13 protein-coding genes and 5 tRNA genes are annotated in these 13,624 nt (G+C 55.6%); 9 read left to right on the top strand and 9 right to left on the bottom strand.

Features of this window, described 5'->3' with window-relative positions; translation table 11 throughout:
* Nucleotides 1–46: 46 nt before the first annotated feature.
* Nucleotides 47–196 (bottom strand): AcrZ family multidrug efflux pump-associated protein, encoded by a 150-nt coding sequence (locus AC4IC4_RS06335; protein WP_008501118.1) that lies wholly within the window; start codon nucleotides 194–196, stop codon nucleotides 47–49.
* A 127-nt stretch (nucleotides 197–323) separates the two neighbouring features.
* On the opposite strand from AC4IC4_RS06335, the gene modE reads away from it, so the two are divergent.
* The 7 genes from modE (at nucleotide 324) to gpmA (ending at nucleotide 8,071) form a co-directional block, all read left to right on the top strand.
* Nucleotides 324–1,112, top strand: coding sequence for a molybdenum-dependent transcriptional regulator (modE, locus tag AC4IC4_RS06330; RefSeq protein ID WP_491472363.1), 789 nt, complete (start codon nucleotides 324–326; stop codon nucleotides 1,110–1,112).
* A 67-nt stretch (nucleotides 1,113–1,179) separates the two neighbouring features.
* On the top strand, nucleotides 1,180–2,652 hold the full coding sequence (modF, locus tag AC4IC4_RS06325; RefSeq protein ID WP_491472362.1) for a molybdate ABC transporter ATP-binding protein ModF: 1,473 nt from the start codon (nucleotides 1,180–1,182) through the stop codon (nucleotides 2,650–2,652).
* A 201-nt stretch (nucleotides 2,653–2,853) separates the two neighbouring features.
* The gene (gene galE, locus AC4IC4_RS06320) at nucleotides 2,854–3,870 is read left to right on the top strand and encodes a UDP-glucose 4-epimerase GalE (RefSeq protein ID WP_024908784.1); all 1,017 of its coding nucleotides are present in this window, start codon (nucleotides 2,854–2,856) and stop codon (nucleotides 3,868–3,870) included.
* Nucleotides 3,871–3,879: 9 nt separating this feature from the next.
* Nucleotides 3,880–4,926 carry a galactose-1-phosphate uridylyltransferase gene (gene galT / locus AC4IC4_RS06315; RefSeq protein WP_491472361.1) on the top strand — a complete coding sequence of 349 codons (1,047 nt, stop codon included), beginning with the start codon at nucleotides 3,880–3,882 and terminating at the stop codon, nucleotides 4,924–4,926.
* A gap of 3 nt (nucleotides 4,927–4,929) precedes the next feature.
* Nucleotides 4,930–6,078 (top strand): galactokinase, encoded by a 1,149-nt coding sequence (gene galK / locus AC4IC4_RS06310; RefSeq protein WP_157188783.1) that lies wholly within the window; start codon nucleotides 4,930–4,932, stop codon nucleotides 6,076–6,078.
* A complete protein-coding gene (gene galM, locus AC4IC4_RS06305) occupies nucleotides 6,072–7,112 on the top strand; it encodes a galactose-1-epimerase (protein ID WP_473702311.1) in 1,041 nt (346 codons plus the stop codon). Before galK ends, galM begins: the two co-directional genes overlap by 7 nt.
* Before the next feature lie 206 nt (nucleotides 7,113–7,318).
* Nucleotides 7,319–8,071, top strand: coding sequence for a 2,3-diphosphoglycerate-dependent phosphoglycerate mutase (gene gpmA, locus AC4IC4_RS06300; protein WP_023310804.1), 753 nt, complete (start codon nucleotides 7,319–7,321; stop codon nucleotides 8,069–8,071).
* A 61-nt stretch (nucleotides 8,072–8,132) separates the two neighbouring features.
* On the opposite strand, the gene aroG is transcribed toward gpmA, so the two are convergent.
* On the bottom strand, nucleotides 8,133–9,185 hold the full coding sequence (gene aroG, locus AC4IC4_RS06295) for a 3-deoxy-7-phosphoheptulonate synthase AroG (RefSeq protein WP_491472360.1): 1,053 nt from the start codon (nucleotides 9,183–9,185) through the stop codon (nucleotides 8,133–8,135).
* Between the two features lie 304 nt (nucleotides 9,186–9,489).
* Here aroG and AC4IC4_RS06290 point away from each other — a divergent pair, with 304 nt between their 5' ends.
* Complete coding sequence (locus tag AC4IC4_RS06290; protein WP_491472800.1) at nucleotides 9,490–9,870, top strand: protein YbgS; 381 nt, start codon at nucleotides 9,490–9,492, stop codon at nucleotides 9,868–9,870.
* 106 nt (nucleotides 9,871–9,976) lie between these two features.
* Complete coding sequence (gene zitB / locus AC4IC4_RS06285) at nucleotides 9,977–10,915, top strand: CDF family zinc transporter ZitB (protein ID WP_024908790.1); 939 nt, start codon at nucleotides 9,977–9,979, stop codon at nucleotides 10,913–10,915.
* On the opposite strand, the gene pnuC is transcribed toward zitB, so the two are convergent.
* From pnuC to AC4IC4_RS06250, 7 genes are all read right to left on the bottom strand, one after another.
* Nucleotides 10,912–11,631, bottom strand: a complete 720-nt coding sequence (pnuC, locus tag AC4IC4_RS06280; protein ID WP_024908791.1) for a nicotinamide riboside transporter PnuC — start codon at nucleotides 11,629–11,631, stop codon at nucleotides 10,912–10,914. The genes zitB and pnuC overlap by 4 nt on opposite strands.
* Before the next feature lie 22 nt (nucleotides 11,632–11,653).
* Nucleotides 11,654–12,697, bottom strand: a complete 1,044-nt coding sequence (gene nadA / locus AC4IC4_RS06275; protein WP_008501105.1) for a quinolinate synthase NadA — start codon at nucleotides 12,695–12,697, stop codon at nucleotides 11,654–11,656.
* Between the two features lie 191 nt (nucleotides 12,698–12,888).
* Nucleotides 12,889–12,964 (bottom strand) — tRNA-Lys (locus AC4IC4_RS06270).
* Between the two features lie 24 nt (nucleotides 12,965–12,988).
* Nucleotides 12,989–13,064: transfer RNA gene (locus AC4IC4_RS06265), tRNA-Lys, on the bottom strand.
* A gap of 146 nt (nucleotides 13,065–13,210) precedes the next feature.
* Nucleotides 13,211–13,286 (bottom strand) — tRNA-Lys (locus AC4IC4_RS06260).
* Nucleotides 13,287–13,289: 3 nt separating this feature from the next.
* Nucleotides 13,290–13,365 (bottom strand) — tRNA-Val (locus tag AC4IC4_RS06255).
* A gap of 26 nt (nucleotides 13,366–13,391) precedes the next feature.
* Nucleotides 13,392–13,467: transfer RNA gene (locus AC4IC4_RS06250), tRNA-Lys, on the bottom strand.
* Between the last annotated feature and the right edge of the window lie 157 nt (nucleotides 13,468–13,624).

Genomic DNA, 13,624 nt, shown 5'->3' with positions numbered 1-13,624 from the left:
ATCTTGAGAGCAAAACGCCCGGACAAGCCGGGCGTTTTGTGGGGAATCAATGCTGCTTTTTAGCCTGGTCTCTGTGACCAATGTTCGAAAAGACGTTGAACACTTCACCCAGGCCGTAGATGGCACCGAGGATGATGGCCATCACTACTGGTACCATGATCACGGCGAATACCAGACTTTTCAACAACTCTAACATGGTTTTCTCCAGATATTGTGAATAGCTTATTCTACCCTTTCAAGTGAGAAAAACATCCCCTTTTGTGCGGTACCCTTTGCGCCCTGCACCATTTGGGTCACAATACTCTTTTTGCCAGGACACTGTTATGCAGGCCGAAATTCTTCTCACACTCCGACTTCAGCAAAAGCTGTTCGCCGATCCGCGACGTATCGCCCTGCTTAAACAAATAGAACAAACAGGCTCGATTAGCCAGGGGGCGAAAAACGCGGGCATCAGCTATAAAAGCGCCTGGGACGCCATCAACGAGATGAACACCCTGAGCGAACAGCCGCTGGTAGACAGAGCCACGGGCGGCAAAGGCGGCGGCGGTGCAATCGTGACACGTTACGGTCAGCGCCTTATTCAGCTTTACGATCTGCTGGCCCGGATCCAGCAAAAAGCGTTTGATGTGTTGAGCGACGACGACGACGTTCCGCTGGACAGTTTGCTGGCCGCCATTTCCCGCTTCTCGTTACAAACCAGCGCCCGCAACCAGTGGTTTGGCACGGTGACGGCGCGCGATAATCTCCAGGTACAGCAGCATATTGAAATCCTGCTTGCCGATGGGACTACCCGTCTGAAAGCCGCCATAACGGCGCAGAGTGCAGAGCGCCTTGAGCTGGACGAAGGGAAAGAGGTGCTGGTGCTGCTGAAAGCACCGTGGGTCAATATCACGCGCGATCCCGACACCGCAAAGGCAGCAGATAACCAGCTGCAGGGCGAAATTAGCCATATCGAACGCGGCCAGGCGCAGTGCGAAGTGCTGATGACCCTGGCAGACGGGCAACGGCTTTGCGCGACAATACCGCTTAGCGAGGCGGACGGTTTAGAAGAAGGTACTGTCGTCACCGCCTGGTTCAACGCAGATCGGGTGATTATCGCCACATTGTGCTGAGCACATTGACAATCGCGCCGACAGTGCGTATCCCTGATATCTATTGCTGCAAAAACAGGGATAAATCATGTCATCATTGCATATTTCGCAAGGCACGTTTCGTCTTAGCGATACCCGAACGCTGACGATTGCTGATTTGACGATACGCGCGGGTGAAAGCTGGGCGTTTGTCGGCACTAACGGCAGCGGTAAATCTGCGCTGGCCCGCGCGCTGGCCGGCGAGCTCAACCTCCTCAAGGGCGAATACCAGAGCACCTTTACGCGCCTGACGCGCCTGTCGTTTGAACAACTGCAAAAGCTGGTCAGCGACGAGTGGCAGCGCAACAACACCGATTTACTCAGCCCTGGCGAAGACGATACCGGCCGTACGACGGCAGAAATTATTCAGGATGAGGTGAAAGACCCCGCCCGCTGTCAGCGCCTGGCAGAACGGTTCGGTATCACCGCCCTGCTGAACCGGCGCTTTAAATACCTTTCGACCGGCGAGACGCGGAAAACGCTGCTTTGTCAGGCGCTGATGAGCGAGCCTGACCTTCTTATTCTGGACGAACCGTTCGACGGTCTTGACGTGCAGTCCCGTGCGCAGCTTGCGGCTCTGCTGGAGTCGCTTAATCGGCAGGGATATACCCTGGTGCTGGTCCTTAACCGCTTCGATGAAATTCCGGACTTTATCAAGCACGCGGGCGTACTGGCCGACTGTAACCTGACCGAGACTGGCGAAAAAACCGCACTGCTTAAGCAGGCGCTCATTGCCCAGCTCGCGCATAGCGAACAGCTCGACGGTATTACTCTTCCGGAACCTGACGCCCCTTCGGCCCGCCATGCGCTTGACCCCCACCAGCCGCGCATCGTGCTGCGGGATGGGATGGTCTCTTATGACGATCGCCCGATCCTTAACCGTCTAAGCTGGACGGTCAATCCAGGCGAGCACTGGCAGATTGTCGGCCCTAACGGCGCGGGAAAATCAACGCTGCTTAGCCTGATCACCGGCGATCACCCGCAGGGCTATAGCAACGATCTGACGCTGTTCGGTCGGCGTCGCGGCAGCGGCGAAACCATCTGGGATATTAAAAAACATATCGGCTATGTCAGCAGCAGCCTGCATCTGGATTACCGGGTCAGTACCACGGTACGCAACGTGATCCTCTCCGGCTATTTTGATTCCATCGGTATTTATCAGGCTGTGTCGGACAAACAGCACAAGCTGGCCCAGCAGTGGCTGGATATCCTGGGCATGGACAACCGGGTCGCTGACGCACCGTTTCATAGTCTGTCTTGGGGGCAGCAGCGTCTGGCCCTGATCGTTCGCGCGCTGGTAAAACACCCTACGCTGCTGATCCTCGACGAACCGCTGCAGGGACTCGATCCGCTGAACCGACAGCTTATCCGCCGCTTTGTGGACGTGCTGATTAGCGAAGGTGAAACGCAGCTGCTTTTCGTTTCACACCATGCCGAAGATGCCCCCTCCTGCATCACCCATCGGCTGGAGTTTGTTCCGGACGGTGAGCAGTATCGTTATCTGCAAAGCAAAATCGATTAACTCCCGGAGGGCACCGCCCTCCGTTTTTCAGATAACCTGCACTAAGACATTGCTATCCCGTTGATCTACAATGCCCCACAGCGGCTGATAATCGGACTTTAAAAACAGTGTAAACGATTCCACTATTTTATCCCATGTCACACTTTTCGCGTCTCTGTTATGCTATGGTTATTACATACCATAAGCCCAATGGAGCGAAATATGCGAGTTCTGGTAACAGGTGGTAGCGGTTACATAGGTAGTCATACCTGCGTGCAACTGCTGCAAAACGGTCACGACGTCATCATCCTCGACAACCTGTGCAACAGTAAGCGCAGCGTGCTGCCTGTGATTGAACGTCTTGGCGGTAAACAACCGACTTTTGTAGAAGGCGACATCCGCAACGAAGCGCTGATGACCGAGATCCTTCACGACCACGCCATCGAAGCGGTGATCCACTTCGCAGGTCTGAAAGCGGTCGGTGAATCCGTTGCGAAACCGCTCGAGTATTACGACAACAACGTCAACGGTACTCTGCGTCTCATCTCCGCCATGCGTGCGGCCAACGTCAAAAACTTCATCTTTAGCTCTTCGGCTACCGTCTACGGCGATCAGCCCAAAATCCCTTACGTTGAAAGCTTCCCAACCGGGACACCGCAAAGCCCGTACGGCAAGAGCAAACTGATGGTGGAGCAGATCCTGACCGACCTGCAAAAAGCCCAGCCGGAGTGGAGCATCGCGCTGCTGCGCTACTTCAACCCGGTCGGCGCGCATCCGTCCGGCGATATGGGTGAAGATCCGCAGGGCATCCCGAACAACCTGATGCCGTATATCGCGCAGGTTGCCGTGGGTCGCCGCGACTCGCTGGCGATTTTTGGCAATGACTACCCTACCGAAGACGGCACCGGCGTGCGTGACTACATCCACGTCATGGATCTGGCCGACGGCCACGTTGCCGCGATGCAGCAGCTGGCCAACAAGCCGGGCGTGCATATTTACAACCTCGGCGCCGGGGTCGGCAGCAGCGTGCTGGACGTGGTTAACGCCTTCAGCAAAGCCTGCGGTAAACCGGTGAGCTACCACTTCGCGCCGCGTCGTGATGGCGATCTGCCTGCTTACTGGGCCGATGCCACCAAAGCCGACAAAGAGCTTAACTGGCGTGTGACGCGCACGCTTGATGAAATGGCACAGGATACCTGGCACTGGCAGTCACGCCACCCGCAGGGCTATCCGGACTAAGGATCCGTCATGACGCAATTTAATCCCGTCGATCATCCGCATCGTCGCTTTAACCCGTTAAGCGGGCAATGGATTTTGGTTTCTCCGCATCGCGCCAAGCGCCCCTGGCAGGGGGCGCAGGAAACGCCTGCGATACAAACGCTGCCACAGCACGACCCGGACTGCTTCCTCTGTCCGGGCAACACGCGCGTCACCGGGGATAAAAACCCGGACTACAAAGGCACCTTCGTCTTCACCAACGATTTTGCCGCCCTGATGACCGACACCCCGGACGCACCGGAAAGCCACGATCCACTGATGCGCTGCGAAAGCGCGCGCGGTACCAGCCGCGTGATCTGCTTCTCCCCCGACCACAGCAAAACGCTGCCGGAGCTGAGCGTTGAGGCACTGAAAGAGGTGGTAAGCACCTGGCAGGCGCAAACCGCCGAGCTGGGTCAAACTTACCCGTGGGTGCAGGTATTCGAAAACAAAGGCGCGGCTATGGGCTGCTCCAACCCGCATCCGCACGGCCAGGTCTGGGCGAACAGCTTCCTGCCTAACGAAGCCGAGCGTGAAGACCGTCTGCAAAAAGCGTATTACGCGGAAAACGGTTCCCCAATGCTGGTCGATTACACCCGCCGTGAGCTGGCCGACGGCAGCCGCACCGTGGTGGAAACCGAACACTGGCTGGCCGTCGTGCCTTACTGGGCAGCCTGGCCGTTTGAAACGCTGCTGCTGCCGAAAGCGCACGTACAGCGCATCACCGAACTCAGCGACGCGCAGCGCGACGACCTTGCCCTGGCGCTGAAAAAGCTGACCAGCCGTTACGACAACCTGTTCCAGTGCTCCTTCCCGTACTCCATGGGCTGGCACGGTGCCCCGTTTAACGGGGAAGAGAATCAACACTGGCAGCTGCACGCCCATTTCTATCCGCCGCTGCTGCGCTCTGCGACGGTGCGTAAATTTATGGTGGGCTATGAAATGCTGGCGGAAACCCAGCGTGACCTGACGGCTGAACAGGCAGCAGAACGTCTGCGTGCCGTTAGCGACGTCCACTATCGCGAATCAGGAGTCTAAAAAATGAGTCTGAAAGATAAAACACAATCCCTGTTTGCTGAGAAATTTGGCTACCCTGCCACCCACGTTATCCAGGCCCCTGGCCGCGTCAACCTGATTGGTGAACACACCGACTATAACGACGGTTTCGTCCTGCCGTGCGCCATCGATTACCAGACCGTCATCAGCTGTGCGAAGCGCGACGACCGCCAGGTTCGCGTGATTGCGGCGGATTACGGTAATGAAACGGACGCGTTTTCCCTCGATGCCCCGATTGTGACACACGACAGCCAGCAGTGGTCAAACTACGTGCGCGGCGTGGTGAAGCATCTGCAGAAGCGTAACAAAAACTTTGGCGGCGCAGATTTAGTGATCAGCGGCAACGTGCCGCAGGGTGCGGGCTTAAGCTCCTCTGCTTCTCTGGAAGTCGCCGTGGGTACGGTGTTCCAGCAGCTTTATCATTTACCGCTGGATGGCGCGCAAATCGCCCTGAATGGTCAGGAAGCTGAAAACCAGTTCGTAGGCTGTAACTGCGGCATTATGGACCAGCTGATCTCCGCGCTGGGCAAAAAAGAGCACGCGCTGCTGATCGACTGCCGCTCGCTGGGCACTAAAGCCGTTCCCCTGCCAAAAGGCGCGGCTGTGGTAATCATCAACAGTAACTTTAAGCGCACGCTGGTGGGCAGCGAGTACAACACCCGCCGCCAACAGTGCGAAACCGGTGCCCGCTTCTTCCAGCAGCCTGCCCTGCGCGACGTAACGCTTAATGAATTTAACAAAGTGGCGCACGAGCTGGATCCGGTCGTCGCCAGGCGCGTTCGTCACGTGCTGACGGAAAATGCCCGTACCGTTGAAGCCGCCTCCGCGCTGGCGAAAGGTGACCTGAAACGTATGGGTGAGCTGATGGCGGAATCTCACGCCTCCATGCGCGATGATTTTGAGATCACCGTTCCGCAAATCGACACCCTGGTGGACATCGTCAAAGCCACCATCGGCGATAAAGGTGGCGTGCGCATGACGGGCGGCGGTTTTGGCGGCTGCATCGTTGCGCTGGTGCCTGAAGAGCTGGTTCCTGCCGTACAGGATGCCGTGGCGAAGCAGTACGAAGCAAAAACGGGTATCAAAGAAACCTTCTATGTTTGCAAAGCATCACAAGGAGCCGGACAGTGCTAAACGAAACGCCTACCCTCGCACCGGATGGTCTGCCGTATCGCCTGTTAACCCTGCGCAACCGCGCAGGGATGGTCGTTACGGTGATGGACTGGGGTGCTACCCTTCTTTCTGCCCGCGTACCGATGCCTGACGGCAGCGTGCGCGAGACTCTGCTGGGCTGCGCCTCGCCTGAGCAGTACGTCAATCAGTCCGCCTATCTGGGCGCGTCCGTTGGGCGCTATGCTAACCGCATCGCGAAGAGCCGTTTTGAGCTCGACGGCGTGCAGTACGCCCTGCTTCCAAGCCAGGGTGAGAACCAGCTGCACGGCGGACCGGACGGGTTTGATAAACGCCGCTGGAAGATTGTTCGTCAAAACGACGGGGAAGTGCTGTTCTCGCTGGATTCGCCTGATGGGGATCAGGGGTTCCCGGGGAATCTTATCGCGTCCGCGCGCTTTACGCTGACCGACGACAACCGTATCGCCATTGAATACCGTGCGACGGTCGACAAGCCGTGTCCGGTCAACCTGACCAATCACGCGTACTTTAATCTGGACGGTAACCAGTGCGACGTGCGTAACCACAGGCTGCAGATCCTGGCGGATGCCTGGCTGCCGGTTGACGAGATGGGTATTCCGCATCAGGGCCTCAAAGACGTGAGCGGCACCAGCTTTGACTTCCGCAGCGCGAAAACGATCGCCCAGGATTTCCTGAGCGATGACGATCAGCGCAAGGTGAAAGGCTACGACCACGCGTTCCTGCTACAGGCCAAAGGTGATGTGAAACAACCTGCCGCGCAGGTCTGGTCTGCGGATGAGAAGCTGCAGATGACGGTGTATACCACTGCCCCTGCCCTGCAGTTCTACTCAGGTAACTATCTCGGCGGCACAACGGCGCGCGAACACGAAGAGTATAGCGACTGGCAAGGCCTGGCGCTGGAGAGCGAGTTCCTGCCGGACAGCCCGAACCATCCGGAATGGCCGCAGCCGGACTGCGTGCTGCGCCCGGGTAAAGAGTACGTTAGCGTCACAGAGTATCATTTTATTCCGCATTGATTTCCAGCCCTCCCATCGGAGGGCTTTTTTCTGCGCGCCTTGCTGAAAATAGCGCCGATCGCAGACAAAATCATAACCCTGGATTCACAAGCATCTTACACTCAGAGACTATTTTCGCTATGGTTAGGGTTAAGCGTTGCTGGTGGCACGGCCACGGCAATATAATGAGAATTGTTATCATTCTAAAAATGCTTGAGGAGTAAGAGATGGCTATAACTAAGCTGGTCCTGGTGCGTCACGGCGAAAGCCAGTGGAACAACGAAAACCGCTTTACCGGTTGGTACGACGTTGATCTGTCTGAGAAAGGCGTAAGCGAAGCAAAAGCAGCAGGTAAACTGCTGAAGGAAGAAGGCTTCAGCTTTGATTTTGCTTACACCTCTGTGCTGAAACGTGCCATCCACACCCTGTGGAACGTGCTGGACGAACTGGATCAGGCCTGGCTGCCGGTTGAGAAGTCCTGGAAACTGAACGAACGTCACTACGGTGCGCTGCAGGGCCTGAACAAAGCGGAAACCGCTGAGAAATACGGCGACGAGCAGGTTAAACAGTGGCGTCGCGGCTTCGCAATCACCCCGCCAGAGCTGACCAAAGATGACGAGCGCTACCCGGGCCACGACCCGCGTTACGCGAAGCTGACCGACGCTGAGCTGCCAACCACCGAGAGCCTGGCGCTGACCATCGACCGCGTTGTGCCTTACTGGAACGAAACCATTCTGCCACGCCTGAAAAGCGGCGAGCGCGTGATCATCGCGGCTCACGGTAACTCCCTGCGCGCGCTGGTGAAATACCTGGACAACATGGGTGAAGACGAAATCCTCGAACTGAACATCCCAACTGGCGTACCGCTGGTGTATGAGTTCGACGAAAACTTCAAGCCAATCAAACACTACTATCTGGGTAACGCGGAAGAGATCGCTGCGAAAGCAGCGGCTGTCGCGAACCAGGGTAAAGCGAAGTAATTTTCGCCAGACATAAAAAAAGCGCGGAGCCTTCCGCGCTTTTTTATTTGTGCCTGATAATTCAGCCGCGACGCGCTTTTACCGCATTCGCCAGCTGACGCAGGATGGTATCGGTATCCTCCCAGCCGATGCAGGCATCGGTCACGCTTTTGCCATACACCAGCGGTTCGCTGCCTTCCAGATTTTGGTTACCTTCAACCAGATGGCTTTCGATCATCACCCCAATCACCGCCTTCTCACCGCCGGCAATCTGCTGACAGACATCTGCACCCACTTCCATCTGCTTTTTAAACTGCTTGCTGGAGTTGGCGTGGCTGAAATCGATCATCACCTGCGGTGGCAGCCCGGCTTTTTCCAGCCCGACCTTCACTTCTGCCACGTGTTTTGCGCTATAGTTCGGCTCTTTACCGCCGCGCAGAATGATATGGCAGTCACCGTTACCGCTGGTGTTAACGATGGCGGAATGACCCCATTTGGTCACCGACAGGAAGCAGTGCGGTGCACCTGCAGCATTGATAGCGTCAATGGCGACCTTGATGGTGCCGTCAGTGCCGTTTTTGAAGCCCACCGGGCAAGAGAGACCGGACGCCAGCTCGCGGTGCACCTGAGATTCAGTGGTACGGGCACCAATTGCGCCCCAGCTCATCAGGTCTGCCAGGTATTGTGGCGTAATCATGTCCAGGAATTCACCGGCCGCAGGCAGGCCGCTGTCGTTGATCTCCAGCAGCAGCTTGCGTGCAATACGCAGACCGTCGTTGATCTGGAAGCTGTTATCCATATGCGGATCGTTAATGAGCCCTTTCCAGCCCACAGTGGTGCGCGGTTTTTCAAAGTAGACGCGCATGACGATTTCAAGCTCGTCCTTCAGCTCTTCACGGAGGGTGAGCAGACGGGCTGCGTACTCTTTCGCGGCTGCAGGATCGTGAATGGAGCACGGGCCAATCACCACCAGAAGACGATCGTCATTACCTTTCAGGATCTTATGGATCGCTTTACGAGCATGAGAAACCGTGTTTGCGGCATTTTTAGTGGCGGGGAATTTCTCAAGGAGCGCTACAGGAGGTAATAACTCATTGATCTCTTTGATGCGTAAATCGTCGTTCTGATAATTCATTTTCTTTCCAGCTCTGCCATATCTTTAGTAATGAAAGCAATCCTTTCAATCTATCTTGTCGACCAGGAAGTGTAAACACGGTTTTACACTTCACGCAGATAATTCCTGGAATTCGCCTAAAAATCGCCACAAAATAGCGAAAAATGAGATCTAACCTAAGCTTTTTAACTGTAACAACCAATTTTACACGCTTAAACGCGATTCCCTACTGACGTAAGTCCGTAAGGCGGAATCTTTCGCCTCTGAAAAAGATGCACTGTTGGAGAATGTTATCCAGCGTAACGACAAGAACAGGAGCACCATGATGAAAATGACAAAACTGGCAACCCTCTTCCTGACCGCCACACTCACTCTGGCCAGCGGCAGCGTCCTGGCCGCGGAAACGGGCACATCAGACAGCAACGGGGATGCGAATGCGGCTGCGGCAGCAGGCCAGCCAGCCCCGGATGCGAAACAGAATATCGCCCCGAATAATGTCGACAACAACCAGATCAATACCGGGAACACCAACACCGGCGGCACGATGCTGCATCCCAACGGCAGCGCTTCCGGCACCATGAATCATGACAATATGAGTTCGGATGAGGTTCATAAGAACTCGATGTGTAAGGACGGCAAATGCCCGGACCCTAACGACAAAGTGGGTAACGGCGCCAATACCAAAACTGATGGCACCACCCAGTAATTTGTTATGAACCCTCAGAAAAAGGAGAGCCCAGGCTCTCCTTTCTTTTTGGAGTAAGCTATTAAAAACGCTACACTAAAAACAATAACACTTCAGGAAAGCAGACATGGCGCACTCCCATTCCCACTCGCATTCTCCCGGCAACGACAACGCTAAACGACTGATGCTGGCCTTTGGCGTCACGGCAACGTTTATGGTTATCGAGGTCATTGGCGGCCTGGTTTCCGGCTCTCTGGCGCTTCTGGCCGATGCCGGACATATGCTGACCGATGCCGCCGCGCTGCTCTTCGCCCTGCTGGCGGTGCAGTTCGCGCGTCGTCCACCAAATGCGCGCCACACATTCGGCTGGCTGAGGCTGACCACCCTGGCCGCGTTTGTTAACGCCATTGCGCTAGTGGTCATTACCGTGCTTATCGTCTGGGAGGCCGTACAGCGCTTCCGGCATCCTCAGCCGATCGCCGGAGCGACCATGATGGTGATTGCCGTGGCGGGGCTGCTGGCGAATATCCTGGCCTTCTGGATTCTGCACCGCGGCAGCGGGGAAAAGAACCTCAACGTGCGCGCGGCGGCGCTGCATGTTCTGGGGGATTTACTCGGTTCCGTCGGGGCGATTGTCGCCGCGCTGGTGATCCTCTACACCGGCTGGACACCTGTCGATCCGATTCTGTCCGTGCTGGTGTCGTGTCTGGTCTTACGCAGTGCCTGGCGGCTGTTGAAGGAGAGCGTGAATGAACTGCTTGAAGGGGCTCCAGCATCCATGGACATTGATGAGCTGAAGCGTAACCTGCGCCGTTCAGTCCCGGAAGTCCGCAATGTGCATCATGTGCACGTCTGGCTGGTGGGGGAAAAACCGGTCATGACGCTGCACGTCCAGGTGATCCCGCCTCACGACCACGATGCGCTGCTGGAACGCATCCAGCATTTTCTTGAGCATCACTACGAAATTGGCCACTCCACCATCCAGATGGAGTATCAGCCCTGTAACGGGCCGGACTGCCACCTTAACGAGGCGCAGTCCGGACATTCACATCATCATCACCACTAGCTGGAAAGCGCGTGAGAGCCTCGCTCACGCGCGCTGTTAATCCACATCCGGCTGCCGTTCAGCGCAATGAAGGTCAGCAGCAGATATTCCAGCGACATCGCATAGACGCCCTGCAGGGCGAAGATCGCCACGCTGATCACGTTGATGATGACCCACAGCAGCCAGTTCTCAACATATTTACGGGTCATCAGGATCATCGCCGCAATCGACAGCACCATCATGCAGGAATCCCAGAACGGGAAAGCATCCGGCTGCAGCTCTGGCATCGTCACGTTCAGGCCGATACCGGACATGACCGAAACGGCGACGCGGGTCAGGAACGCAAACACCGGGTTGATGTAGACGGTCATTAAGCCAATGGCCACCACGCAGGCGACAAACCAGGCGATGGCTTTTGGCAAGGGCAGCCAGCGGATCTGCAGCTCTGCCTCCTGCTGGCTGTTCTGACGCGACCACGCGTACCAGCCGTAGATATTAGCGGCGAAGAAGAACAGCTGTAAAAGCAGGCTGGCGTAAAGCTGGATCTGGAAGAAGATAATCGCAAACAGCGTGACGTTAATCAGCCCGAAAGCATAGTTGCTGATCTTCTCCAGGCTTGCCAGCCAGATACAGAGTAAACCCGCCAGCGTGCCAACGGCCTCAATCCATGACAGGTCATAGCCACCTGCACCAATCGGTATATGAACCAGAATGTTATGTGTGCTAAAAAAATCCATCTTTTCTCCGCGGCGTGTTGAATTAAGTACGTAGTGTAGCCGCAAAATCCAGCATGCGGTTAAGCGGAATCAACGCACCTTCACGCAGAGCGGCATCCACATGGATTTCATGTGCTGCACCGCCTGTCTCGAGCCCTTCGGCAATGGCCTTCAGGCCGTTCATCGCCATCCACGGGCAATGGGCACAGCTGCGACACGTTGCGCCCTCACCCGCCGTTGGCGCTTCAAGGAGCTCTTTCTCCGGCACGGCCTGCTGCATCTTATAGAAGATACCGCGATCGGTCGCCACGATGAGCTGCTTGTGAGGCAACGTCCTTGCCGCGTTGATAAGCTGGCTGGTTGAGCCCACGGCATCCGCCATGTCGACAATTGACTGCGGTGACTCAGGGTGAACAAGAATGGCGGCGTCAGGATAAAGTGCCTTCATGCGCGCCAGCGCCTGAGTTTTGAATTCGTCGTGCACAATGCAGGCGCCCTGCCAGCAGAGAACGTCAGCCCCCGTCTGCTTCTGGACATAATTTCCAAGATGACGGTCAGGCGCCCAGATAATTTTCTCTCCCAGGCTGTCCAGATGTTCAATCAGCTCAACGGCGATGCTCGACGTGACTACCCAGTCGGCCCGCGCTTTTACCGCCGCAGAGGTGTTGGCGTAAACCACCACGGTCCGATCAGGGTGGGCGTCACAGAAGGCCGTGAATTCGTCAATCGGACAGCCCAGATCCAGCGAACACTCTGCATTAAGCGTGGGCATCAGAATGGTTTTTTCAGGGCTCAGGATCTTTGCCGTTTCGCCCATAAAACGCACGCCAGCAACCAGTAGCGTGGAAGCGGGATGTCGTGCACCGAAGCGTGCCATCTCCAGTGAGTCAGAAATGCAGCCTCCGGTCTCTTCAGCCAGCTGCTGAATTTCCGGGTCGGTGTAGTAATGGGCCACCATTACCGCATCGCGCTCTTTAAGAAGACGTTTGATCTTCTCGCGGTAGAATTGCTTTTCATCCTGGCTCAGCGGGACAGGCTTTGGCGGAAACGGATAGATTGCGGCTTCAGGATCAAACATCACACTCATTATGGCTTCTCGTTTTACTGGCTTAACAATATTGCCTTTCTTTTGCCTGACATAGCAAAACGCGTGGCAATTGTGTTTTGTATACTAAACAAGATAGCGAATCTGGAGTGAAAAGTCACCGGGAATAGATGGGCGGAGCATTTGTTGTACCGCAGATAGCAAAAAGGCGCCTTTAGGGCGCCTTTTTACACTGGTGGGTCGTGCAGGATTCGAACCTGCGACCAATTGATTAAAAGTCAACTGCTCTACCAACTGAGCTAACGACCCCTTGCGGGATTTTTTTCTTCGAAGTGGTGGGTCGTGCAGGATTCGAACCTGCGACCAATTGATTAAAAGTCAACTGCTCTACCAACTGAGCTAACGACCCATTCGGGTGCTGACTTCGAAGATTTTTACTCGGTACCACCGGAGAGTGGTGGGTCGTGCAGGATGACTCGGCTTCGCCTCGCCCTTCGGGCCGTTGCTAAAGCAACGTTATCCTTCACGTTTAATATCTGAGTAAGATATTAAAATTGGTGGGTCGTGCAGGATTCGAACCTGCGACCAATTGATTAAAAGTCAACTGCTCTACCAACTGAGCTAACGACCCGAGTGGTGGGTGATGACGGGCTCGAACCGCCGACCCCCTCCGTGTAAAGGAGATGCTCTACCAACTGAGCTAATCACCCACTCTGTACTGCCGGTATGCGTTAAGTGGTGGGTCGTGCAGGATTCGAACCTGCGACCAATTGATTAAAAGTCAACTGCTCTACCAACTGAGCTAACGACCCACTTTTACGCTGTTTTCACGTTGTTTGATATCCCGTGGCAACGGCGGCATATATTACTGATTTAAGAATTCAGCGCAACAAAAATTTCGATGAAGATCACTTAACTGCTTACGAATCATGCTGCACGACCAGAAATAACGCGATTTCTGGTCATGCG

It is taken from the genome of Enterobacter sp. Taxon_2 (assembly GCF_058355295.1).
The sequence above is the reverse complement of the archived record's forward strand: the minus strand, read 5'-3'. Positions and strand labels throughout refer to the sequence as shown.